Genomic DNA, 22059 nt, shown 5'->3' on the forward strand with positions numbered 1-22059 from the left:
GGTTCGGTGGAATCAGTGGTCAGCGTTCCTAGTTTGCTGGGGGGGGGGTAATTCCGTTGCTATTTTGAGCCGAGCTAGCTGTGGTTTGAGTTTGCGAGGTGGTGTTGCCGGCGAATGCGGCTGATCCCGCTGCGAACGTGGCGAGCAGGGTGGCCGCCGCGGCGATGCCGGCCACCAGGCGGGTGCGTGCGGACTTTGCGCCAGTGTGTGCGGCGCGGTTCGCCGGGGTGGGGGACATGCTCATGGTTGCGTCCTTTGCTGCGATGCTGATGGTTATTCGTTTATGCGTCTTCGTTTATGTGCTTGTGGCATCTGCAGCATAACTTCCGACCGCAAATCCCGTGCTACATCTCACAATATCCTTTAATATTGACAATTAATGCATATACTGCGAATAGAATAAGATGCTTGGCTCATACGCAACCTGCCGGCAACCAAATTCCCGTTGGTATTCCAATGTTTCTCCGTCTGCAAGCCCTAAATTGTTCGTTACTGGCGCCAATTTATCAAGCCCAATTTGGTATGTATCGCATTGATTTTGAAGCCGCGTCTTTTTCGAATGGACGGATTAAGTTCGCTCTTACGCAATCTTTGATGAGACGTGAAATTTGTGAACTACTACTTGTATCTAGTCCAAATCTAGTGCGTAAGGAAGCATTGGTGAGCTGTTTGCCGTCTACGTACCTTAAGCAGGCATGCCAGTAGCAAGCTGCCCGTTTTTCTTGGACGCTGAGATTTTTGAAAGGCATATATGTACGTATTTGCACTTCGATTGATGGGGATCCATCTGTAATCTCTCGTATCTGTGGCGATGGGAGTTGTGAGAGTTCACATGCCGTAATAATCTTGTCCCAGCCGGTGCCGGCTTCTTCGCAAAGTCCCAGTCTACGTGATAAGTGTGCAAGTTCGGGGTTTCGTGATTTTGAGGGGTCATTGACTAATCCGGAGACGGGTATTAAAGATGTGCCGGGATTGGTCATGACTATGCGGTTAGGGAAAATTTCAAGCATTGGTCCGGTGCCCTTGATTGAAAAGTCTTGATGAATCAGCATATTGGCAATTAACTCGCGTAGTGTGAGAACTGGATACCCTTGCACGGTTGTACGCAGTGCTTTATTGATGGTTTCTCGCTCAGGAAGCAATGCTATGACGTAATCGACCATGGCGTCAAAGTCGGCATATCCTTTATCGAAGGTTAGCAGCCTAGCTTCGCTGGCTTTGCTGTCTTCTTCATATTTAACAATTCGAAGAGCTTTAGTGCGTAGGTCGTTAAAATCCGAAAGACGATTTGCGAAAAGAAGTGCACCAAGATTGGTGATGGAATATTGTCCACTATCTTCATGGATGATTATTCCAGCTTTTCCGAGCCCTGCGGCAGTGAGTGGGTAGAGCTACCATTCCGGATGTATGCGTGCCCGTTAAAGGAAACTGGGTATCTACTAGCAGGCATGACACGTAAGAGGTAAACACTGGTGCCTTCTAGATTGACTTTATAGAACCTGAAATCGGCATTTTTTGAGAGCGTCTGTTCGAGACAGAGTAGAAGTTCCTGCTTGCTTTGCCCCTTTTGCCTTGTCCCTTGGCGGTGTACGGGTTGAAGTTTGTTCCTATGATGTTGTGGGTGGTATCGTCGATACCCCACACCATGTATCCGCATTGTTCGTTGTGCAGCGCTGCTGAATTTGCCAAGGCTGATATATCGCGGCCGATCATCTCCGGCTCGTTGTAAGAGTCTTTGAACTCGACTGTTTCTGTTTCGCTGGTTAATTGGCTTAAATTCCGTATCAGCGCGCTTAAGTCTTCAGGCATGACTTCAGTATACAGTATGCAAACTACTGTCAAAGAAATTTTTGTTGGAATTTCAACGTTTTGCCACTTTTCTGGACAAAAGCGGCAAACAAAAGTCAAAGAAATTGAGGTGCAAAAGTTGATGAGCGGCATGGATGAGGTTGGCTGGTGTTGACTTGAACTGTTCAGACGTCTCAGGTATGCAAGAGAAACTGCTGAAAATTGTTGATATCCTGCGGTTTCATTCCTGCTAAGGGAATGCTGCTTTGTGTTATGGCATGAAGTGAAGAAGGGTTGGAGCGCTCACTGCACCGCTCTGTGCAAGAGCAATTTCCGTACAGTGTGCAAACTACTGTCAAAGAAATTTTTGTTGGAATTTCAACGTTTTCCTGTTCTGAATCCATAAGTTGTGCATTACTGAGCAAACAAATTTGGTCTCCACTTCCGTTTAGAGCCTGTAAGAGCGCTATCTGTAAGGGTTGCATATGATGCATTAGTCAAGTTGACGTAAATGGATTTACAGTGTATTATAAAACTTGCGTTCGCTGTTTTAATACGCATAGTAAGAAGCTGTATCCAACTACCACTGGGGAAACCATGGCAGAAATATCCAATAAAACAGTACAACGCTTCTGTTGAGTGAGTGGCATTTATGGCAGAAACAGAAGAAGAACTCAGGGATTTGGCCTATCGGAAAGCGCGAAAACAGAAAATTGTACGCAGGGTAGTGCTTATTGGTGGAGGCGTTCTGGTGTTCATCATTGGTAACTGGTCTTTGCTTATGAATTTTCTGTGAGTGGCAGACTACTGGAATGCCTGCATCCGATGTCCAAATCCGGTGTGAGCGAGACGAGTCTGTCATGTATCAGTACCTGTTCGTTCCGGGAACATCTGTGGTCAGCAATCAGAGAACACACACCATCGAAAGGCCGCTATCGTGACTGATTATGCCATCAGTGCTGAGCATGTCACCGTAAAGTACGGTGATTTCGCGGCGCTCAATGACTTATCGTTTACCGCTGAACCCGGTCAGATTATCGGGCTGCTGGGGCCTAATGGAGCTGGCAAATCTACGTTTGTTGATGCGCTCATTGGCGCTAGGAAAGTTGCCGGCGGCCAGATTCGCACCCTCGGTCTTGATCCTATAACCCAGGCCAAAGAGTTGCGCCCTCAAATCGGTATCGTTCTGCAAAGTGCAGGGTTTCCTACTGGAATGAAGGTCAAGGATATCCTGTTCAGTTGGAAACGCTATATTCCTGCCATGTCTAAGGATGACGTGCTGGACATTGCCAAGAGGGTCAATTTGGTCTACTTGATGGACCGTCCGCTCAGCTCCTTGTCGGGCGGCGAAAGTCGTAGAGTCGACATTGCAATGGCGCTGTACGGCAATCCGCGGCTGATTGTTCTCGATGAGCCCACCACTGGTTTGGACCCCATCTCTAGGGAGAATGTCTGGGACATCATCCGTCAACAGCGCGATCAGGGTTCTACCATATTGCTCACAACGCATTATCTAGATGAGGTCGAAGCACTATCCGATTCCATCAGAGTGATCAATCACGGCCATATTACGGCTACGGGTACTGCTGAGGAACTGGCCGTGTCTGTTCCTGCTCCAAGGTTGAGCGCTGTGTCAGCGGCGTCTGAGGTACTGCAGGATATCGAGCGGATATTGCCAGCTGACAGTGATGTGACCTATCGCCAGCACCGCTTGGAATGGCAGGCGCAAGACCCGGCCCGTGATCTGGCAGCCATATACCGCGCCAGTTTTGAACAGCAGTGGGTCATCAACGACGTTCGTGTAGAGCCGCCGTCGCTGAAGATGGCTTATGCATCATTAGTCGAAGTAGCGGACACTGTGACCGAATCCGACCAGGTAGCAGGCAACCGTGCAGTTTCAGGCGCAAAGGACAATCTTCAATGAACACCACCGTATTACCTCAATTTCATTTGCAGACTCTAAGTTTTCTGCGCAATTCCAAGTCCGTTTTCTTCACTTTAGCTTTCCCTGTAGTGCTGGCGCTCCTCTTTGGAATGGCATACAAGGACGAAAAGCTGCCGCTCGCTGGCGGTGCTCAAGTCCCGTTTCGGGATTGGATGATTGTGGGGTTGACAGCTTACGTTGTCCTCATGGGAGGGTTTATCAAGGTAGCTGGCGACATCACCTCGCAGCGGGACTCTGGCTTGCTGAAGCGCATCAGGCTGAGGGGACAATCTGACAGTGCGGTGCTGCTGGGGTATGCGCTCTCGGGTTTGGTGGTGGCGTTGGTATGCGAGGCCATCTTGCTGCTGGCAGCTATGCTTTTCCTTGGCCTTAAAGCACCAGCGAATCTTCCGGGCGCCGTATTGGTGGGGGTCGCCGGTGCGCTGCTATGCGTCGTTATTGGCGTAGCTTACTCGTCCTTCATTCCATCCGCAGATTCCTCGCAGATGATGCTGCTGGTGCCTGCCCTCATCCTCATGTTCCTCTCAGGTGTGTTTACGCCGTCTTGGCTTATCCCCTCATCGTTGCGTACGATTAGCCAGTTGTTCCCAGTCGGGTATCTAGCTGATGCCATGCGCTCCATGTGGCTTGGTGAGGATTTTGTTCATGCCACAATGCAAGCCGATGGTATGGCGCCGGGCACGAATCAGGGACTGAACGTGCTGGTTGCCCCGGGGTTGGGTGTTTGCGCCGTCTGGTTGGCTGCCTCAATATTTGTAGCGTTCAAAATGTTCCGCTGGGACGTACGAGAAGGACGCTGATACGCGAGATAATCGGGCGCGCGTTACCTGTCCGGCCCCTCCCGGGCGCGGCCACACGCTAGACTGAAATCATGCAGATTCCGCTGATTGACGACGACGGCAACGCCTACGTGCAGGCCATGCGCTCGCAGGTGCTCCCTGCCTTGGAACAGTGCGGCATCGAGGGGTGGATGGAACCTGCTGCGGCTGCAGGATTGGCTCAGCCGCCCACGTCGGGGCGGTTGCACTATATGGTCTACGATGCGCAACGGTTCAACGAGCTCAACGTCCCCGGCGCTTCGGCACAATTCCGTGGGGCGGTGGTGATTGCCCACGGGTTCACTGAGTTTGCTGAGAAATATAGCGAAATGATCTGGTATTTCTTGCTCGCAGGTTTCTCTGTTTGCGTTATGGAACATCGTGGGCATGGGTATTCGCCGCGCGACGTGAGCAATCCGTCCTTGGTGTGGATCGATGACTGGCATCGGTATGTGGCCGATTTTGCGCAGTTCGCGCGCACGGTCGGCAGCGAGGCCGCGCAGGGCAGCCCCCTCTACTTGTACGCTCATTCGCTGGGTGGCGCCATCGGTACCGCGGTGATGGAACAGCATCCCGACCTGTTCGACAAGGCGGTGTTGAGCGCGCCGAGCATGTCCCCGAACTGTGGCTTGCCTAATTGGCTTGCATTCCCGTTCACCGGCGCAGCCACCAAGCTGGGGTTGGGCAAGCGGCATGCGCCCGGGCAGCACGACTACTCACCGAGCGCACCAGACAAGGGACATGACGCTTCGGCTCCGGCTCGCGCTCGCTGGTACATGGGTTTGCGGCGCAACAACGAGCATTATCAAACCAAAGCTGCTAGCCTAGGCTACACGTTTGAGCTGCTGAAGATAGGGCGTGCGGTGCAGCGTGAGGAGTACTGTGCGAACATCGAGGCGCCGATTCTGCTGTGCCAAGCCGGCCGTGATGCGTGGGTGCACGAAGATGGGCAGTTCCGCTTCGTAGAGCGTGTGCAGGGTGGTGGCGGCCAGATTGATCTGGTGCGTTTTGACACGGCCGAGCACGAGATTTACAGCATGCCCAACGAGGTGCTGCGCGAGTATATCGACAATATTATGGACTTTCTCATCCCCGATATTGACTGATGTGGTGGGTTGTGCGCCTGTGCTGTGCTTGTTATTTGGCTTCTGCGTGCCCGCACCGTTCCCGCCAACTTGCTGTGGGGCGCCCCAAAAAATTCGCATTGAGATATGTGAGCTGGGCTGAGCTGTGCCAGCGTTTCTCTGATAGGATAAACGCAACCAGCACCGATAACAAGGCGACGATAAGGCGGCGAACATGAGCAATTCCAACGGTTTCACAGGCACAACAGCAGGTTCCACAAGCCAGACAACATACGATTTCACCACCGTGGTGGACCGTCGAGGCAAAGATGCCGTCGCTTATGATGGGCTGGGCAACGAGCCAGGTTTCGCCCCGGAAGCTCCGCAAGAGGGGTTCGATATTATCCCTATGTGGGTGGCGGACATGAACTTCGCCACCGTGCCTACTATCCCCGAGGCCATTATCGAGCGTGCCAAGCACCCGTTCTACGGTTATTTCCGCCCCACAAGCGAATATTTCAATGCCATCATCGACTGGCAGCGCGACCGCAATGGTGTGGAAGGTCTTACTCCCGAGGCTATTGGCTATGAGAATGGTGTGATCGGTGGCCTGGTGTCTGCTCTCACCGCTTTCGCAGCTCCAGGCGACGCTGTGCTGGTGCACAGTCCTACGTATATCGGCTTCACACGTTCCATTGAAGGCAACGGTTATCACATCGTCCACTCGCCGCTCAAGCGTGACAGCGAAGGCGTGTGGCGCATGGACTTTGAGGACATGGACCGTGCAATCAAGGAGAACAACATTCATGTGGCCGTGTTCTGCAGTCCGCACAACCCTTGCGGGCGCGTGTGGGAACGTTGGGAGATTGAGCAGGCCATGGAGGTGTACCGTAAGAACGATTGCATGGTCATCTCCGACGAGATCTGGTCCGACATCATTCTTGCCGGGCATCAGCACATTCCCACTCAATCGGTGAACGATGACGCACGCAACCGTACTGTTGCGCTCTACGCACCGAGCAAGACCTTCAATTTGGCTGGATTGGTCGGTTCGTACCACATTATTTACAATTCTTATCTGCGTGACCGGGTCACCTCCAAGAGCGAGAAGGCGTTCTATAACGAGATGAATGTGCTCTCCATGCATGCGCTCATCGGTGCCTACACGCCCGAGGGCCGCCAGTGGACGGACGAATTGCGCAGCGTGCTCACCGGTAATGTTGACTATGCCACGTCTTATATCGCTGAGCATTTTGACGGCGTGGACTTCGCCAAACCGCAAGGTACCTACATTCTGCTGCTCGACTGTGAGCGTTGGTGTGCCGAGCATAGTGTGAGCATTGACGAGGTGCTGCGCCGCGCTTGGGCTGTGGGTGTTGCGGTGCAGGACGGTCGACAGTTCAAGGTGCCGCACGGTGTGCGCATGAACTTGGCGTTGCCGCTCTCTCGTGTACAGGAGGCTATGAGCCGCCTGAGCAAATATGTGTTCATTGACAAGTGAGGCAAAACGCACACCGTTCGTAGTATAAAGAGATGTAGACCACATAAGAAGGGACTGGTATGCGAGTTACGGTGTATTGCGGTGCGGCGAGTGGCAAGGATGGCAAGTATCAGGAGGCCATAGAGCGGCTGGGCGAGCAGATTGCTCAGGCCGGCGATGAACTTGTGTATGGCGGTGGCGGAGTGGGGCTGATGGGTGCTGTAGCGCGAGCGGTATACGGCCGTGGCGCTCGCGTGCACGGCATTATTCCTGAGGTATTGCTGGATCGCGATGGCGTTGACGAAAAAACCATCACCGAGTTGGAAATCGTGCCCGATATGGATGTTCGCAAGCGCCGCCTGATGGAGGCCAGCGATGTTCTCATTGCGTTTCCCGGCGGCGCTGGAACGCTTGAGGAGATTGCGCAAGCCTTCTCATGGGCACGTATCGGACTGAACGACAGGCCCTGCGTGTTCTATGACCTTGATGGGTTCTGGCAGCCGCTGCGCCAAATGCTGCAGGACATGGTGTCGAACGGCTTCGTTTCAGATGTGGACTTTCATAAGATGCTTTTTACCACGTCGTACGACGAGATTCGAGAGTTTGCAGCCTCGTATGAGCCACCCATTCCACGCACTTACCCGAAGGCTGATTCTCAGCAATAACAGGGTGGAAGTAGAGTAAGCGGCTGTGTACGGTTGACGTGCGCAGCCCCGGCGTTTGTTGGTGACGGTGAGCTGTGCTGCAGCACGGCTGCTTGCGCCGGTGCGGACGTGTCGAGACACTGCATGATACAAGAGAACTGCGAGGGAATGCGGGGTATTGACATGCCCTATTATTTATGTAAACACGAAGTACTATGTATGATGCCAATCGCGTATCAGAACAATCAAAGTGCGAGTAGAGGGAGTTGAACCCTCACGAGCATTCGCTCACTGCCACCTGAAGACAGCGCGTCTACCATTCCGCCATACTCGCAGACAAAGAACAATTATATCGTAAATGAGGACAAGGTGCAAGGCCTGCAAGCAGCGCCGCGTGTTGCACTGCTGCTGGTTGGTGATGATGGTGATACTGCTGATGGTGATGCCTGTATCGGTCTGCATGGCCTACACGTCCTTCAGCATGTCAGCCAGCTAGGGTGCACAAGCAATTGAGGCGCCGTAACAGCGATTTCCCTACGGATGAAGCAGCTTATCTTTGTAATAGTTGAAGAACGTTTTCTGCCCGGTAACGATGACCGTAGCACCCTCAAACCCATAGCGAATACGGTCATTTTGTTCGTCGCTAGTGGTGGCGCGAGCGTGTATCTCATAGTAGTTACCCTGCTCGGTGCGCGTGGGCGAGGCAGCAATAGTGGTGATAGCACCGTCGATGATCAGCGGTTTGGCGCTGTTCTGATAGCTGGACAGGCGCACCGTCTGCCCGTTGCGGATGCTGTCAATATGCTCGACGGGCAAGTGCAGCACGATATCTAACTTAGTGGCCTTGTTAAGCGTGGGGTAGATTTGCGCCACAACGGTTCCGACCGGAATGGAATCCATCCCTTTGACTTCCGCATTGATGTGCAGCACGCCGGTACTGTTGGCTTTGACCGTGGACTTGGCATCTTGCGATTGTGTCAGCGCAATCTTGGTTTCGGTCTCAAGGCGCGTGGATGAGATGGATGACAGATCCTTGTTGACGTTAAGCAGATACTGAGCATTGAGTTCATCGATTTTGCTGCCGGCACTGGTCGCCTGCGCGGTTATGCTCGTAGATGTCTCCTGCGTTTTCAGTGTCTTGTTGGCTTGGTTCAGTTCTTGTACAGAGTTGTCGATTTCGCTGCGCAGCTGACCGGTGACCGCGCTGCGCTGCGCTGAGTCGGAGGCATTGAGCTGAGCCTGATACAGCTGGTATGTAGCGGTGAACACGTTGTCGCCTGGCAGGTTTCCGCCGTCGATGGCCTGCGCCAGCTCGTGGTAGTCATCGATCCTGGCCTGATTTTGGGCGATCTGCTGCGCGATGGCATCCCGAGTAGACCTGACGGCTTGGTTTTGGTTGGCGGTAGTCGCGTTGTCGCGGCTGTCGTCCTTGTTGATGACGGCGACTTGCGCATTGTAATTGTTGAACATATCCCAATACCCGAACTCATCGGGCGTGCTGAACGTGTTGGTTCGCTTGGTAAGACTGGATTTGAGCTGTTCTGCCGCTGCCTGTTGGCGTTTGATAGTGTCAAGCTGCTGCCGGAGCGCATTGAGCTGTACCGAGTTCTCACCATTGTCATAGGCGAGCAGGGTGTCACCTTTGTGAACGGTTTTATTCTCTTTGAGATTGTTGGTGATGATGCGCTCGCCGCTGGTCGACTGCACTTGCCCGATGGCATCAGCGGGCTCAATCTCTCCGACGGTCTTGACGGTCACCTCGGTCTTGCCGAAGAGTGAAAACACCAGAAGGCCAACGGCAAGTAAGGAGATGGGAATAATGATGAGCGTGGAGAAATTATCGTACCGACGGCGATAAAATTCTGAACTTTCAAAGATATCGGGGTTCATGCTTGGGGTCCTTCCGTTCACGATGTGAAGAGGTCGTAATATTCGCCCTTGCGATTCATCAGTTCGTCGTGAGAGCCGTGCTCGATGATGTGACCGTTGCCCAGCATCAGGACGTTCTGGCAGCGGCTGGCCACAGTCAGGCGATGGGCGATGAACACGATGGTTTTGTCGGTGAGCGCGAGCAGATTGTCGATGACTTTCTTCTCGGTGGCTACGTCTAGGTTGCTGGTGGCCTCGTCGAGAACGAGCACCGGAGTGTCGGCTAGGATAGCGCGTGCCAGCGCGATGCGTTGTTTTTGGCCGCCAGAGACGATGGTGGCGTCGCTGGTGAGCTGCGTCTGGTAGTTCATCGGCATGTGGTAGATGTCGTCCGATATTTCAGCGATCATTGCGGCCCGCTCAACGTCGTTCATCGTGGTTCCCGGCTTGGCGCCGAGCATAAGGTTGTCCAGAATGGATCCCGAGAAGATGTATGGGTCTTGCGGCAGGTAGTTGATGGTATGGCGCAGTGCCGCGCGGTCCACATTGCGCACGTCCGTACCGCCTATGGTGACGGTGCCCACGCTCGCGTCGTAGAAGTTCACCAGCAGTTTGGCGAGTGTGGTTTTCCCCGATCCACTCATGCCGACGATCGCCAGCTTCTCTCCGGGTTCAATGGTGAGGTTGATGCCGTGCAAGGTGTCTTTGCCGTATCCGAACTTGTACGAGAGATTTTCGACCACGACAGGGCCGTTGAGCGCTTCCGGGTCGTCGACGGTCTGCCGGTCGTTGGTTTCCGGCTCGACCAGGAACACCTCGTTGAGCCTGTTGTTGGCTACTTTGGCTTGCTGCAGCTTGGTTTGCAGGTTGATGATGTTGAGCAGGGGCGTGGTGAAGTAGCTCAGCAGTGTGTTGAAGGTGACGAGTTGCCCGACGCTGATTTCTCCCGCCATGACGAGCTGCGCACCGAACCAGAGCACGGCCACGTTGAGCAGCAGCTGTGCGCCGGCTTTCAGCACACTTTGCAGAGTGCTGGTTTTGGCGTAGGTGAAGGACTTGTCGAGGTAATCCACGAATTCATGATTGATTTTCTTGTAGCGGTTTTCCTCGCTTGCCAAGGATTTGACGGTTTCGATGCCGTTGATGTCTTCGATGATCGAGGAGCTGACGATGGAGTTGGCTTGCATGGTGGCGTTGTTCATCTTCTCGAAAGGCTTGACAAACGCGAAGATGATGACAGCGTAGACGGGCAGCGCCACGAGCGCCAGGAGCAGAAGTTTCTGGTTCTGGAAGCCGAGCATGGCTCCTACCACCACGACTGTGCCGGCGTCGAGGAACACCGAAATGATGGTGCTGCCCAAAGCGTCGATGATGGAATTTGCATCGGTGAACCGGGATATGATTTCACCGGTGCGGCGAGTAGAGAAGAAACTCATCGGCAGTTTGAACACGTGGCGGATGTAGGAGAGCAGCACGTCTATGGTGAGGCGCTGGCCAAGCACGGTGAGCAGATATTGCTGCGCGAAGGAGAGGACTTGCTGGATGATGTAGGTGACGACCAAGCCGATGGAGATGATGCCGAGCGTTGAGCGCAGTCGGTCGGGGATATATGTGTCGATCAGCCCTTGCAGGTAGTAGGAGCCGACCACGTTGATGATGGTGACCAGCAGGGCCGCCAGGGTGATGTTGAGTATCAGCTTCTTGTTTTTGAAGAGCAGAGGGACGAAGTTCCACAGGCTGTTGCTCTTGTCTTTGTGCGGCTTGTAGTCGGCGGCCGGTGCCATGAAGAGCGCTACGCCGGTCCACTCTTGCTCGAACTTGGCTTTTGGCTCCTCGTGGATGCCGTCGTGCGGGTCCGGATCCGCCACAATGATGCTGTCTTCCGTGGCGCCGTACACCACAACGTAGTGCATCAGTTTGCCGTCTTTGATGATGTGTGCGATGAACGGGTAGGGGACGTGGTCGTCGAAGATTTCCATGTCTACCTTGAGCGGGGTGACCTCAAAGTTGATTTTCTTCGCGGCTTCCACGATGCCCAGTGCGGTGGTGCCTTCCATATCCGTTTTCGCCAAGGTTCTGAGGTAGGCGAGCGAATAGGTGGAGCCGTAGTGCTTGGCGAGGGTGGCCAGTGCGGCCACCCCGCAGTCGCGAGAGTCTACCTGCGGCACATAGGCGTAGTGATGATCGAGCATGGTGGTCCTTTTGTTAAGACTGGTGAGATGGGATAGTCAGTATGTCAGGTAGAAGGTGTGTTTCAGATATTGAACCTGCTGAGCATGGTGAGCACGCAGTACACCAGAGTGACGATGAACAGTGGTGAGCGCCACGAGCGCCAGATGTGTTCCGGCGGTCGATGGCTTTTAATAGTTGCCTTGATGATTGAGCGTTTGACGATCATAAGAATGAGCAGCACTACCGTGGCTACTGCAGAGAGGATGTTGAGACAATCAGAAAAGGAATGGCTGGGAATTAGTGTCACCATGGAACTTAGCGTGTTGTTGAAGATGTGCAGCGCGATGGACCATGTCAGTGAATAGCAGTAGGCAATATAGCCGAACAGCAATCCTGCCAGGAATGCGGAGGTACTTTGTGCGAGGTCACCGTGCATTGCGCCGAACAGGAATGAGGAAGTGATGATAGCGAAAATCGGGCCGTACTGGCGCAGATTTTCCATGATAACTCCGCGGAACAGCACTTCTTCGCAGATTGGTCCTACGATGCATATGGCCAGTATGCCAGGTATGGAATATGTGATGGAATCAAGCTGGGACAGTGAGGTGGTGGGTTTCCAATGCATGGCATCGGCAATTGCTTGCACCGCGGCGTCAACGACGCTGCTGAATCCACCGATGGCGAAGATAACCAAGACAAACACCGTCAGCGCCGAGGCGGTCATATTGGTGCGTGAGTGCCAGTGCAGGTGCAGTGCGGTGCCTTCTGGGGTAACGGTATTGTCGTCAGCGCGCAAAGACATCGCCACGGTAAAGATGATGGCTACAGGAAGCGGGTCGGTAAGGAGCTGTACCCACGCCATCACATCTGTGCCGTCATCATTTCCGCTGAATGCAAGGACGCCAAGTATGAGGATGGCGCTGACGATGGTAGTGCCAATCAGGAAAGCGAGGGTAAAGCCTGCCTGTCTGCCGACAAGCCTGCGCGGTGTGGGAGGTCTGTGGTTGTTTGCGCTGCTGGTGGCTGAGGTTCCTGTGTTGGATTCCACGCTGAGACTCATGGCATCGGTGGCCTCAGATACCCCAGATGGAGGTTCGTTGATGCTGAGATACTTGCTCGCAGTCATGGTCATCGCTCCTTATACCACGTTTCGGTTTTGGATTACTACAGACCATAAGACCATAATCGTGCGCTGCTGGAGCGAAGGTTGACGGACTGTGTAGCCATATGTGTACAACGCCGGTATTGGTGGAAAACGATGAGGCAGTAGGGCGGAAGTGCAACTTCAGAAAATTGATTAGACATCCGTTGACGTAGTTGTGGCTGACGGCTTCAGGACCTCGTTTTTGTGATTTTCTTATGGTAAATCCGAACTACCTCGGATTCGGCAACACGAGCAGGTTCAGGAAGTTCATTATGCAAAAGTCAATGAGACGGGCCGTGAACCAGAGTGCGTTCATTGTTCTGGCATTCTCTATCATCTTCGATTTTGCGACGATTATTGGGTCGCAGTTTGCGGGGATATTGCCCAACGGCGACAGTGCAGTACTTGTGGGATGGGTAAGCATACTTGCAGATGTTGTAGCGTTGTGTTGCATCCTTGTCGTCGTCAACAATGTTGGTGCGCGCCATACTTTGCATGATGGTTATATGCTCAACGTTCGTGTTTGTTCTCGTCAAAAGATGACATTTTTGGGGGTTTATTTTTAGTGTGCTGATGGTGATTGCGTTTGCAGGTGTCGGTGGGCTACTCGGAAGCGGGATTGAACAAGTTTTCCGTATGTTGGAAATCGCTGCTCCAACCAGCAATGACATCCTCACACAAAGAGGCTTAGCATCCAACGTAGCTCTTTTTGGCTCAATATCTGTTACTCCGGTTGTGGAGGAGCTGGTATTCAGAGGTGTTGTGCTTTCCCGCCTAGAGCGGTTCGGCGGGCTTTTTGCCATAGTCACGACTTCAGCGTTATTCGGCTTGCTGCATCAGGATTTCTCGCAAGGCATGGCTGCTTTCTTTATGGGACTTGCATTTGGATGGGTGGCGAATCGCTACTCGGTTGTGTGGTCGATGGTGATGCACGCTTTTAATAACGTCGTGCTTGCCTATGGTGGCGAATGGTTGGATATGCAGATCGGTGAAAGAAACTGTACTATCGTTCAGCTGGTTTGCATGGTTGCAGCTATTGCAATTGTATGCACTGTTTTACTATGCAATCGTAAGAGTGTGAAAGCGTACTTTACTAGCAGTAAGAGTGTTGAGGTGCACCCCTATCGCTCGTGGATTGCCCCGGTATTTCTCATCTTTGCTCTGCTATCTTTGGTGACTGCTGTTATCAAGCTGTTCGTGCTGTAGGCACGGGCTAGATTCCAGTATGTCAATTTACGTTGTCAACAGTTGTCCACGGTTTGCGGATATTGGCGGTGAGAGTGTCGTGATATCTGCTTATGTGGGAATGTGCGCAACCCAATTCAAGTTTGTGGCAAAGGGATGGCGCAGATTCGACTCAAGGCGGGAGATGGTATGGAATACCGGGATACGGCGGCTGTGGTCATAGCTTATGTCATGAAATTTATGGAGCTGATCAACTTCGTAGGGGCGCTTATTACTATGGCGGTGTATCTTGCTGCGGGAGTCTTCTCGTACGAGCCGCTCATCAATAAATACTCAAAAGAGACCATACCTGCGCTGTATGGGTTTTCCATGGACCTTCCGTTTGGTGAACTTGTGCATCACGAAACACTCTTTGCCGTGGCCGCTGTGAGCGTGATTGCCATCTTTGTGGTTATGACTTGGGCTTTTCACCTGCTGTACAGAGCGTTGATGACACTTGGAAAAGTCCGGGGCGATACCGATCAGAGAGGTGCCGTGAGCGTTACCAAGGATTTGCGATATGCGGCAAACCTCATGTTGGCGCTGTTTGTTGCCAATATCGTAATGACGGACGTGATATTGGTGTTGCAAGACCAGCATCTCGTCCCTGCTTTTTCTATTACACAGGTAAGTTACGGATGGTTGATGCTGTCTCTCGTGGTGTATGGCTTATCCAAGCATATTGGGGATACGCCGCATACTGGTGCTGACCGCGCTGATAGTCCTGACCGTGAGATTTCAGAATCGATTTATGGTGAATAGGGGTATATTGGTGCCATGAGCGAGAACACGACAGTTCCTAAGCAGGAGAGGCCCGAAGCGGCGCCACTCCAGCCGCTCCGACTTGCGATCGTAGACAACGACGGATTCACCTTGGCCGCGTTGACCAGTTTTGTGCCCAAGGCCGTGCCGGCAAGTGTGATTCACTGGAAGACGAGCTCGCCAATTGAGGCGATGGAGAAAGCGATTGACCCGGTTACCATGCCGGACATGCCGCAGATTGCGCTCGGTGTGAGCCGGTTGAGGTGCGGCAAAACGTTTTCACCACTGGAAGAGGTCCACTTTGACAGCGCTGAAGTTGCGTATGAACGCATAACGCATGAACCTAAAACACGGCCGCGCAAGCCGATGCTGAGCGTTCACGAGTCGCGCATCATGGAGCTGCTGTCGCAAGGTTTCAAATACTCGCAAATCGCTGCTGAATTAGGCAACAGCGAATCATCCGTGCGGACCGAAGCTCGTCGCGCCGTCAAAAAGCTTGGGGCTGCTACTTTGAGTCAGGCCGTGGTGATCTGGGTGTTGGGGCAGCGGACATGACATTGCGCGCGCGGGGAGCAAGGTTGTGGGGGTTGGCCCAAGGTGCGGGATACTGGTTGCGGACCCACACCGTCAAGGACAAGCTTGTCATTGTTGTTGCTTTAGTTGGCGCAGTTGGTGCGGTTTTGTTGAGTTTTTTCGACACTGAAACCACTACTTCTCCTTTGCGGATTGTTATCGCTGCAGTTTGTGCGGTGTTGTTGTCGTCGTCGTTGTTTTTCCCCGTGGCTGGTGCGTCTATAGCGTTCATTCTTGCATTAATTTTCAGTGGAACGAATTATGCCTCTTCCTCATCATGGTTGGCTATTGATGTAACAAGTATGTTTATCGTCGGACTTGTCAATGAACGTCCCACAATCAAGGTTCTACCATTTTTTGCAGTTATTTTTTTCTGCACGATCGATATCATTTTTGATAAACCCAGCATAGTGGGATTAGCCCTATATGCTTTTATGTTTCTTGGGCCGTGGGCTGCTGGTGTACTGATAAGACAACAACGTGAACTTCATAGCAAGCTGCAGGTTGCGCATCAGCTTGAGATGGAAAATGCACTCTTAAAACAGCAGCAGAGAGATATCCGGCTTGCTCGCGATATCCATGATTCAGTGACCAACGAGCTGTCCTATATTATCCTGTTAAGTTCTGGTAATAACAGCAATAATGGCGAAGCATCTTTGACTGCCAGTCAGCAGCAGTTTATTAGTGATAAGGCCAAAGCAGCGCTTAACAGAGTGCATCTCATCATCTCGCTGCTTGACGGGAAAACCTCTGCACAGCAAGTGCAGTCAGCTGAGGCACCTTCTTCTTTTATGGAAGTCGTACGTGCTCTCTGCCAAAAGCAAGATGAAGCTTTGCTGCAAGCTGGGTATCAAGGCGCTTCTCGGGTCTCAGGAGATGGCAAAGAACCTCCTGAGCTGGTAGTGTCAGCAATCAGGCATGTACTGGTTGAAGTCTACGCAAACATTGCGCGCCATTGCGAGCCTGATGTTGATCAATATACAGTTGTTGTCGCGTGCACAGAAGAAGCAGTGACTGTCTTCCAAACCAATACCTGCCTACATGGGGTGCACCAGGTTGCGGATGTAAGTCATGGTAAAGGACTCGCGTTGCAGCAGCAAACTGTGGAAGGGCTGGGCGGCAGTCTCAATACATCATTTGAAGACGGCACATGGATTTTGAACTGCGCTATTCCATTACCATAGACGGGCAAATCTATGTAGCCATCTGTGTACAGAATCGCAATGTTTTATTATGTGCAGTGCTGTTACGGCCTAACTTTATATAGAAGTTAAACTTCCATTTAACTTCTTGAGCGATAGCAATGATGTCATCAATGAGGAGGTTCGCACAATGCAACAGAACGATACGCGCCCACAAATGAGCAGTGAGCAGTTAGCGCAAACTGTGGGAGGTTTCTCATATTGGCCATGTTTTGAGTCCATTAAAAATCATTTTCTCTCTCTCGGATGGTGATGTCAGCAGCTTAATCATTTTTATCATAAGGGAGTAACCATGAACCAACATACCGCTATGACCGATGAAGCGCTCGCATCCTGCACAGGTGGGGTAAGAACATGTCTGCCGGTGCACGTCAACCGTCTGCGACCGCCCCATTACACAACGCTGCCGGTTAGGCCAATCCTGCTGTAGTCTAGGCGCATCCCAGGCGGCGCTCGCAGCGCAGCATCACTTATCCGGGTCGAAATATCTCCCAGTATTTCGACCCGGATTTTGCGTAAATTCATTCCGTGAGCACTTTTACCGCGTTCATCGCAAATTCCAAATTCAAAAACAGTGGAATTTAGCCGTTCTTGTTTGGGATCTCGCGCTGAACGAGCGTAAAAGTACTCACGGAACGTTCAGCGAGGCGGGGGAGTATGCATCAGTGCATGAGCGATTCAGGCTAAACATCCCTACTGAACAACAATGAGGCGGTGGAGTGGCAGATTGCTGACGTTGCGGCGCATATCTGTCTGACTGCTGCCATTGCTGACGCACATTCACTCAATCAGACACACAGTCACCTGACAGTCATGACTGTGTGAGGGACGATTACCCCTTAGAACCGTTCTCGTAGTAGCGCGCGAGGGTTTCGTCGCGGAAGGCGTCGAAATATCCGCCGTCGATGGAAGCGCGGATGTCGTCGAGCAGTTTGATGAAGAAGTGCTCGTTGTGAATGGTGGCCAGTGTCGCTCCGTTCATCTCGCCGGCGCGCAGCAGGTGGTCCACATAGGCGCGCGTGTAGTGCGTGCAGGTGTAGCAGGTGCAGCCTTCTTCCAGCGGCCCGAAGTCATGCTTGTGAGCGGCGCGCTTGATGTTGTAGCGGCCACGCCGGGTAAAGATGGCGCCGTTGCGCCCGCAGCGGGCAGGGGAGACGCAGTCGAAGGTGTCGCCGCCGTTCTCCACGCAGGCGAAAATGTCATCCACCGCCGCGATGCCTAGCACGTGCCGCGGCCTGCTCTGTGGCATTTCGTCGCAGATCCAGGCGCAAGTGTCGCCGATGAGACGCTTCTCGATGGCACCGCCAATGCCCACACCGTCAAAGTCAAGCGAAGCAATCTCGCTCGCAGCTCGCCGTCGTAAATCCTCGTAGTTCGCGCCTTGCACTACGCCGTACAGCGCCTGATAGGGCTTGCCCACACGCTCGGCAGTCAGCCGCTGATGCTCGTCTACGCATCGCCGCGCCCAGCGGAACGTGCGCTCCACCGACCGCTCCTGGTAGCCGCGCGTGTTCATCAGCGTGGTCAGCTCGTCAAAGGCGAACATAACGTCGGCACCGAGCTTGTGCTGAATGCCCATGGAGATTTCCGCGCTGAAGCGGTGTTTATCGCCATTGAGCGGGGATTTGAAGGTCACGCCATCTTCATCCACGAACGCCAGCCGCTCTTTACCGTCGGCAATCACGTCGTCGTTCTTCATGCCGGTCACGTCCATTGCCAGTGTTTTCTTGAACCCGGCGCCCAGCGAGAGCACTTGGAAGCCACCGGAGTCGGTGAAGGTGGGGCCGTCCCAGTTCTCGAACTGCGCCAAGCCGCCGGCCTCGTCGAGCACGTCCGGACCAGGGCGCTCAAAGAGGTGGAAGGCGTTGGAAAGTAAGGCTTGCGCGCCCAGATCCTTCATGGTTTCGGGCAGCACACCTTTCATGGCGGCTTGCGTGGAGACCGGTATAAAAGCTGGGGTGTTGATGTCGCCGTGGGGCGTGTGGATGGTGCCGGTGCGGCCGTAGCGCGCCCCGCCGCGGCCCTTGCCGGAAGCGGCATCGTCAAGCCGGGTGTGCTGCTCGAACCGGAATTCTGATCGATCTCCCGGCTGTCCGGGCTCGGCCCCGCGCGGGTGCTCCAGCAGCCCCGAAGCGCTGCGGCTCAGGTGATTGGCTCTGTCGCTACAGGCTGAGGCTGTGCCATTGACTTTGTTGCCGTGCGCGGTTTCGGGTGCGCTGCCTTGCAGGCCATCTGGTCGGGCTGATTGATGTTCGGTTGCTCTCGTCATGCCCCCACTTTAGGGGAAGCCCTGCATGTGTGCATTAGGATCGAGGCAGGCGTTTGGGTATATCCTCTCCATTAGCATTGAGAGAATCTGCAATGGTCATGAATTCCATAGCATGGGCAACAAGGTGTTCCGCTGGCGCAAGCATGAACAGTTCTGCTATGTTTCCGCGAATCGGCAGTAGGGCTATTGAAAGAAACCAGTCATTGTGTGGTGTGGAGAATGTGCATCGGATTAATCCGATCTGCAGCCGAGGGGCAAGTTTGCCATTTTTGTCAATATGCGGTGTGCGCGACGCAATCTCTACGTTGTCGAACAGTGGCAAACTTTTTGACAAGGTCTGGTATTTGTCTTGCAACAGCTGCTCTAGTTGCCCTGTTGGCCACGCTTCTTCCGAAGTCACGCCGCACACGTAAGCCTCGCCATCATCGCTGATGAATGCGGTATCTGGAACGATGACGGTATTGTGACTTGATAGCGGTGCATTAAGCACAGAAATGATGCTGGTCTTAGTCTCTTCGTTTTCTGTGTTCTGGGGCATTTCGTCTTGTACTGTCCAAGCAGTGTAGCCCTTGGGGAGTTCTAGCGTGGCGGCACCGTTGAATATTGTGTTGAGTTGGTTCATTGTTGATCTTTCAGTAGTGGAAGTTCATGGCTATTAATAAAGGATTTTGTTAGATATCAGTGTGGTTATTCGTGCATGGTGTTGGAGTCGAGTGTTTGGCTGGTTGTAGGGTTACTGGTTTGGTATTGTTCGTAGAGGTATCCGGTGCGGCAACTGTAGACTTTGACGGTCATATCCCAGGGCCCGGTTCCTCCGTTGATGTAGTAGAGGTCACCATATATTTGTGGTGTCATTTCGATGCTGAGATTGATAGGGTTGAAATGTTTGTCGATCCAGAATGAGAGTGTGCGGTTGGCTTGGTCGTATTCGTAGTGGTAGTCGGGGTTACCGTCGGTGAGAGCATCAGTGAGGCCTTTGATGTTTTTGTTGTCGCGAGTGATGAGTTTTTGGCGTTGTTTTTTTGGTGACTGTTACGGTGATGTCTCCGTTGGGTTCTGCTCGTACGTCGGTGTAGCGTTGTTGTTCTTTCATGGATTTGACGATGTTTTGTGGGGTGCGTTGGTTGGGGTCTTCTACGGTGTGTAGGTAGGTGTTGCTGGTGGTGTAGTTGTGGTCGTAAGTGATCGTGCTTGTAGGCTCAGGTTCCTTTGGAGCTGGCGCTGAGGATGTAGGTGGCAATCCACACGAGCTCAGGAGAAATATTGTAGCTGAAGCGATTATGGTAGCGATAATTTTGTGGGGTTGCATGGTTATTCCGGCCAGTTATTAGTGTCAATTGTCTGTTTACCGTCGTGGTTGGTGAATTGCTGGTAGAGGTGTCCGGTATGGCAACCGTACATTTTAGTAGTTATGGTCCATGGTCCTGTTCCTCCGTTGATGTAGTAGAGGTCACCATACATTGGTGCGAGTGCAACAATGCTGATGGTGAGAGGCGAGGCGTGTCGATCTATCCATAGTGACATGGTGTGAGTAGTGTCGTCGTATTCGTAGCGATAGTCAGGATTACTATCGTTGAAAGTTTTAGTGAACCCTTTGATGTTGTCGTTATCGTGGGTGATGAGTTTTTGGCGTTGTTTTTTGGTGACGGTGACGGTGATGTCTCCGTTGGGCTCTGCTTGTACGTCGGTGTAGCGTTGTTTTTCTTTCATGGCGTTGGCGATGTTTTGTGGGGTGCGTTGGTTGGGGTCTTCGATGTCGTGGATGTAGGTGGTGCTGGTGGTGTAGGTGTGGTCGTAGGTGATCGTGCTTGTAGGCTCAGGCTCCTCCGGAGCTTCGAAGTAAGCTTTTGGTTGCGGAGATGAGCCACATGCGGATAGGAGGCATATGCTGAAGATGGCTGCTATGAGTGTGTTGATGCGTGCTGTGCGTTGGGTCATGCGATTGCTGCTCCCGCTAGTAGTGCTAGTAGTGCTGTCAGTACGGTTGCTGCTGTTAGGGTAGTCCCGCCGACTGGCTGAATAACTGGCTTAAACTCAGGCACACTGAAGTGTTCCCACAAGGCACTGAGATCTGGCACTGCTATAGGATTAAGCTGAGTGTCTGGAGCTGTTTTGGGCGTGTGGTCGTGCCATTGAGCCTGAGGGTCGACAGTCAGTGCAACATCACTGGTGACTGTTGTTGTACCGTATGCTTGTGATGTTGCCAGTGTGATGGTTGCTTGTTCGCCTGACGTCTTGAGCGTATATGTTTCCGCAGTGCCGTCATGAACACGGTGCGCTGTGACAGTGCCATCTGACTCGATTTCGTGAGTCCACCCATTGGTATCAGCTGGTATTCCGTATTTATCAATATTGAGGCCGCTCTTACTCGGAGAAAGCAGGTCTTTGAGATTGGTTTTTTCTCCCTTGAGTACTTCTGGAGGGATGGTCAATGTGGCGGGAGCACCGCCGTCGCTGGCACCGTGAAGACCAAACGCGATGACCAAGCCGGGGCCAAGGACGAGTTCCCATGTATCGCCGATTTCAAGGTTAGGGCATAGGTCGAAAGCGGTTCTCCCCATCACCTGTAGCAGTCCCATAACGTCACCTGGGGTTGTTACTTCCTTCAGTCCGCTCTGCTCAACCTTGCCAAGGAGTGTGCTGAGTTGCAGATACTGATTCACTCCAGTCTTGAGACTGCCGGTAATGCTTCCATAGTCCAAGGTTCCTGTTTGAGTGCCGTTGCTCATAATGGCAGTCATAGCGTCGATTTGCTGTTGTAATCCTTGCAAATCTGAGTCGGCGGCTACAAATTTGGAAAAGTATGTACTGGCAGTGGCGTTAACGTTACGCCAAATGGTTTCGATTTGCTGTTTTGAAGCATTATTGGCATCAATGACGTCTTGATGGTAATTGTCTTCCACCCTTAAGTTGTTGGCCACATAAAAGGTTGTTTGCTGAGCGAGCATGAGTTGAGTAAGGAGGTCTCCGATATCGTCGGCAGTACGACTCCACCAGTTATCAGCAGGCTCCACTTGCTTGACGATTTTTTCTAGCTCTTGCTTGGTGTGTAGTGTGAAGTCTCTACGTACTGAATATGGCATGGTTCCACTTTCTGTGTGTAGC

The 22059-nt window shown here is 52.7% G+C and carries 23 protein-coding genes and 1 tRNA gene; 12 read left to right on the forward strand and 12 right to left on the reverse strand.

The features are described from left to right. Positions 1 to 28: 28 nt before the first annotated feature. The 3 genes from AC3B5A_RS06580 to AC3B5A_RS06590 form a co-directional block, all read right to left on the reverse strand. Entirely contained in the window at positions 29 to 244 is a 216-nt protein-coding gene (locus AC3B5A_RS06580) for a hypothetical protein (RefSeq protein ID WP_489799784.1), read from the reverse strand. A gap of 262 nt (positions 245 to 506) precedes the next feature. Further along, positions 507 to 1163, reverse strand: coding sequence for an ATP-binding protein (locus AC3B5A_RS06585; protein ID WP_489799786.1), 657 nt, complete (start codon positions 1161 to 1163; stop codon positions 507 to 509). Between the two features lie 316 nt (positions 1164 to 1479). Then, entirely contained in the window at positions 1480 to 1809 is a 330-nt protein-coding gene (locus AC3B5A_RS06590) for an AlbA family DNA-binding domain-containing protein (protein ID WP_489799788.1), read from the reverse strand. Here AC3B5A_RS06590 and AC3B5A_RS06595 point away from each other — a divergent pair. The 7 genes from AC3B5A_RS06595 to AC3B5A_RS06625 all read left to right on the forward strand — a co-directional run bounded on the left by AC3B5A_RS06595 (position 1808) and on the right by AC3B5A_RS06625 (position 7760). Next, positions 1808 to 1963 (forward strand): hypothetical protein, encoded by a 156-nt coding sequence (locus AC3B5A_RS06595; RefSeq protein WP_489799790.1) that lies wholly within the window; start codon positions 1808 to 1810, stop codon positions 1961 to 1963. The two genes, AC3B5A_RS06590 and AC3B5A_RS06595, sit on opposite strands and share 2 nt — an antisense overlap. A 477-nt stretch (positions 1964 to 2440) precedes the next feature. Beyond that, complete coding sequence (locus tag AC3B5A_RS06600; protein WP_489760837.1) at positions 2441 to 2584, forward strand: hypothetical protein; 144 nt, start codon at positions 2441 to 2443, stop codon at positions 2582 to 2584. Positions 2585 to 2725: 141 nt separating this feature from the next. Then, the gene (locus AC3B5A_RS06605) at positions 2726 to 3712 is read left to right on the forward strand and encodes an ABC transporter ATP-binding protein (protein WP_489799792.1); all 987 of its coding nucleotides are present in this window, start codon (positions 2726 to 2728) and stop codon (positions 3710 to 3712) included. Next, positions 3709 to 4533 (forward strand): ABC transporter permease, encoded by an 825-nt coding sequence (locus AC3B5A_RS06610; protein WP_489799794.1) that lies wholly within the window; start codon positions 3709 to 3711, stop codon positions 4531 to 4533. The genes AC3B5A_RS06605 and AC3B5A_RS06610 overlap by 4 nt, the downstream gene beginning before the upstream one ends. A gap of 71 nt (positions 4534 to 4604) precedes the next feature. Then, positions 4605 to 5657: an alpha/beta fold hydrolase gene (locus AC3B5A_RS06615; protein WP_489799796.1), complete on the forward strand. Its 1053-nt coding sequence runs from the start codon at positions 4605 to 4607 to the stop codon at positions 5655 to 5657. Positions 5658 to 5850: 193 nt separating this feature from the next. Next, on the forward strand, positions 5851 to 7116 hold the full coding sequence (locus AC3B5A_RS06620; RefSeq protein ID WP_489799798.1) for a MalY/PatB family protein: 1266 nt from the start codon (positions 5851 to 5853) through the stop codon (positions 7114 to 7116). A gap of 59 nt (positions 7117 to 7175) precedes the next feature. After that, positions 7176 to 7760, forward strand: a complete 585-nt coding sequence (locus AC3B5A_RS06625) for an LOG family protein (protein WP_489799800.1) — start codon at positions 7176 to 7178, stop codon at positions 7758 to 7760. 230 nt (positions 7761 to 7990) lie between these two features. Here the strand turns inward: AC3B5A_RS06625 and AC3B5A_RS06630 are convergent. The 4 genes from AC3B5A_RS06630 to AC3B5A_RS06645 form a co-directional block, all read right to left on the reverse strand. Further along, positions 7991 to 8073: transfer RNA gene (locus tag AC3B5A_RS06630), tRNA-Leu, on the reverse strand. Positions 8074 to 8273: 200 nt separating this feature from the next. After that, positions 8274 to 9629 (reverse strand): bacteriocin secretion accessory protein, encoded by a 1356-nt coding sequence (locus tag AC3B5A_RS06635; protein ID WP_489799802.1) that lies wholly within the window; start codon positions 9627 to 9629, stop codon positions 8274 to 8276. Between the two features lie 17 nt (positions 9630 to 9646). Further along, positions 9647 to 11800 carry a peptide cleavage/export ABC transporter gene (locus tag AC3B5A_RS06640; RefSeq protein WP_489799803.1) on the reverse strand — a complete coding sequence of 718 codons (2154 nt, stop codon included), beginning with the start codon at positions 11798 to 11800 and terminating at the stop codon, positions 9647 to 9649. A 62-nt stretch (positions 11801 to 11862) separates the two neighbouring features. Then, a complete protein-coding gene (locus AC3B5A_RS06645; RefSeq protein WP_489799805.1) occupies positions 11863 to 12906 on the reverse strand; it encodes a CPBP family intramembrane glutamic endopeptidase in 1044 nt (347 codons plus the stop codon). Positions 12907 to 13220: 314 nt separating this feature from the next. Here AC3B5A_RS06645 and AC3B5A_RS06650 point away from each other — a divergent pair, with 314 nt between their 5' ends. The 5 genes from AC3B5A_RS06650 to AC3B5A_RS06670 all read left to right on the forward strand — a co-directional run bounded on the left by AC3B5A_RS06650 (position 13221) and on the right by AC3B5A_RS06670 (position 16667). Next, positions 13221 to 13490, forward strand: coding sequence for a hypothetical protein (locus AC3B5A_RS06650; protein ID WP_489799807.1), 270 nt, complete (start codon positions 13221 to 13223; stop codon positions 13488 to 13490). 7 nt (positions 13491 to 13497) lie between these two features. After that, the gene (locus AC3B5A_RS06655; protein WP_489799809.1) at positions 13498 to 14130 is read left to right on the forward strand and encodes a CPBP family intramembrane glutamic endopeptidase; all 633 of its coding nucleotides are present in this window, start codon (positions 13498 to 13500) and stop codon (positions 14128 to 14130) included. 102 nt (positions 14131 to 14232) lie between these two features. Beyond that, positions 14233 to 14910 (forward strand): hypothetical protein, encoded by a 678-nt coding sequence (locus AC3B5A_RS06660; RefSeq protein ID WP_489799811.1) that lies wholly within the window; start codon positions 14233 to 14235, stop codon positions 14908 to 14910. Positions 14911 to 14925: 15 nt separating this feature from the next. Beyond that, positions 14926 to 15465 carry a helix-turn-helix transcriptional regulator gene (locus AC3B5A_RS06665; protein WP_489799813.1) on the forward strand — a complete coding sequence of 180 codons (540 nt, stop codon included), beginning with the start codon at positions 14926 to 14928 and terminating at the stop codon, positions 15463 to 15465. Further along, positions 15462 to 16667, forward strand: a complete 1206-nt coding sequence (locus AC3B5A_RS06670; RefSeq protein ID WP_489799815.1) for a sensor histidine kinase — start codon at positions 15462 to 15464, stop codon at positions 16665 to 16667. The genes AC3B5A_RS06665 and AC3B5A_RS06670 overlap by 4 nt, the downstream gene beginning before the upstream one ends. A gap of 850 nt (positions 16668 to 17517) precedes the next feature. Here the strand turns inward: AC3B5A_RS06670 and tgt are convergent. The 5 genes from tgt to AC3B5A_RS06695 all read right to left on the reverse strand — a co-directional run bounded on the left by tgt (position 17518) and on the right by AC3B5A_RS06695 (position 22037). Then, the gene (gene tgt / locus AC3B5A_RS06675; protein ID WP_489799817.1) at positions 17518 to 18954 is read right to left on the reverse strand and encodes a tRNA guanosine(34) transglycosylase Tgt; all 1437 of its coding nucleotides are present in this window, start codon (positions 18952 to 18954) and stop codon (positions 17518 to 17520) included. 34 nt (positions 18955 to 18988) lie between these two features. Beyond that, positions 18989 to 19576 (reverse strand): hypothetical protein, encoded by a 588-nt coding sequence (locus AC3B5A_RS06680; RefSeq protein ID WP_489799819.1) that lies wholly within the window; start codon positions 19574 to 19576, stop codon positions 18989 to 18991. Between the two features lie 65 nt (positions 19577 to 19641). Continuing rightward, positions 19642 to 19809, reverse strand: a complete 168-nt coding sequence (locus tag AC3B5A_RS06685; protein ID WP_489799821.1) for a hypothetical protein — start codon at positions 19807 to 19809, stop codon at positions 19642 to 19644. Positions 19810 to 20265: 456 nt separating this feature from the next. After that, positions 20266 to 20892, reverse strand: coding sequence for a hypothetical protein (locus AC3B5A_RS06690; protein WP_489799823.1), 627 nt, complete (start codon positions 20890 to 20892; stop codon positions 20266 to 20268). Beyond that, a complete protein-coding gene (locus AC3B5A_RS06695) occupies positions 20889 to 22037 on the reverse strand; it encodes a hypothetical protein (RefSeq protein WP_489799825.1) in 1149 nt (382 codons plus the stop codon). The genes AC3B5A_RS06690 and AC3B5A_RS06695 overlap by 4 nt, the downstream gene beginning before the upstream one ends. Positions 22038 to 22059 lie beyond the last annotated feature (22 nt).

The organism is Bifidobacterium sp. ESL1133 (assembly GCF_058107325.1).

What these genes read in the sequence shown, in the direction of transcription:
- AC3B5A_RS06600 (WP_489760837.1), top strand. Translation starts at nt 2,441, where the DNA reads ATGGCAGAAACAGAAGAAGAACTCAGGGATTTGGCCTATCGGAAAGCG.
- AC3B5A_RS06645 (WP_489799805.1), bottom strand. Translation starts at nt 12,906, where the DNA reads ATGACTGCGAGCAAGTATCTCAGCATCAACGAACCTCCATCTGGGGTA.
- AC3B5A_RS06695 (WP_489799825.1), bottom strand. Translation starts at nt 22,037, where the DNA reads ATGCCATATTCAGTACGTAGAGACTTCACACTACACACCAAGCAAGAG.
- AC3B5A_RS06590 (WP_489799788.1), bottom strand. Translation starts at nt 1,809, where the DNA reads ATGCCTGAAGACTTAAGCGCGCTGATACGGAATTTAAGCCAATTAACC.
- AC3B5A_RS06670 (WP_489799815.1), top strand. Translation starts at nt 15,462, where the DNA reads ATGACATTGCGCGCGCGGGGAGCAAGGTTGTGGGGGTTGGCCCAAGGT.
- AC3B5A_RS06595 (WP_489799790.1), top strand. Translation starts at nt 1,808, where the DNA reads ATGACTTCAGTATACAGTATGCAAACTACTGTCAAAGAAATTTTTGTT.
- AC3B5A_RS06580 (WP_489799784.1), bottom strand. Translation starts at nt 244, where the DNA reads ATGAGCATGTCCCCCACCCCGGCGAACCGCGCCGCACACACTGGCGCA.
- AC3B5A_RS06640 (WP_489799803.1), bottom strand. Translation starts at nt 11,800, where the DNA reads ATGCTCGATCATCACTACGCCTATGTGCCGCAGGTAGACTCTCGCGAC.
- AC3B5A_RS06615 (WP_489799796.1), top strand. Translation starts at nt 4,605, where the DNA reads ATGCAGATTCCGCTGATTGACGACGACGGCAACGCCTACGTGCAGGCC.
- AC3B5A_RS06680 (WP_489799819.1), bottom strand. Translation starts at nt 19,576, where the DNA reads ATGAACCAACTCAACACAATATTCAACGGTGCCGCCACGCTAGAACTC.
- AC3B5A_RS06625 (WP_489799800.1), top strand. Translation starts at nt 7,176, where the DNA reads ATGCGAGTTACGGTGTATTGCGGTGCGGCGAGTGGCAAGGATGGCAAG.
- AC3B5A_RS06610 (WP_489799794.1), top strand. Translation starts at nt 3,709, where the DNA reads ATGAACACCACCGTATTACCTCAATTTCATTTGCAGACTCTAAGTTTT.
- AC3B5A_RS06665 (WP_489799813.1), top strand. Translation starts at nt 14,926, where the DNA reads ATGAGCGAGAACACGACAGTTCCTAAGCAGGAGAGGCCCGAAGCGGCG.
- AC3B5A_RS06635 (WP_489799802.1), bottom strand. Translation starts at nt 9,629, where the DNA reads ATGAACCCCGATATCTTTGAAAGTTCAGAATTTTATCGCCGTCGGTAC.
- tgt (WP_489799817.1), bottom strand. Translation starts at nt 18,954, where the DNA reads ATGACGAGAGCAACCGAACATCAATCAGCCCGACCAGATGGCCTGCAA.
- AC3B5A_RS06585 (WP_489799786.1), bottom strand. Translation starts at nt 1,163, where the DNA reads ATGGTCGATTACGTCATAGCATTGCTTCCTGAGCGAGAAACCATCAAT.
- AC3B5A_RS06620 (WP_489799798.1), top strand. Translation starts at nt 5,851, where the DNA reads ATGAGCAATTCCAACGGTTTCACAGGCACAACAGCAGGTTCCACAAGC.
- AC3B5A_RS06690 (WP_489799823.1), bottom strand. Translation starts at nt 20,892, where the DNA reads ATGACCCAACGCACAGCACGCATCAACACACTCATAGCAGCCATCTTC.
- AC3B5A_RS06685 (WP_489799821.1), bottom strand. Translation starts at nt 19,809, where the DNA reads ATGACACCACAAATATATGGTGACCTCTACTACATCAACGGAGGAACC.
- AC3B5A_RS06655 (WP_489799809.1), top strand. Translation starts at nt 13,498, where the DNA reads ATGGTGATTGCGTTTGCAGGTGTCGGTGGGCTACTCGGAAGCGGGATT.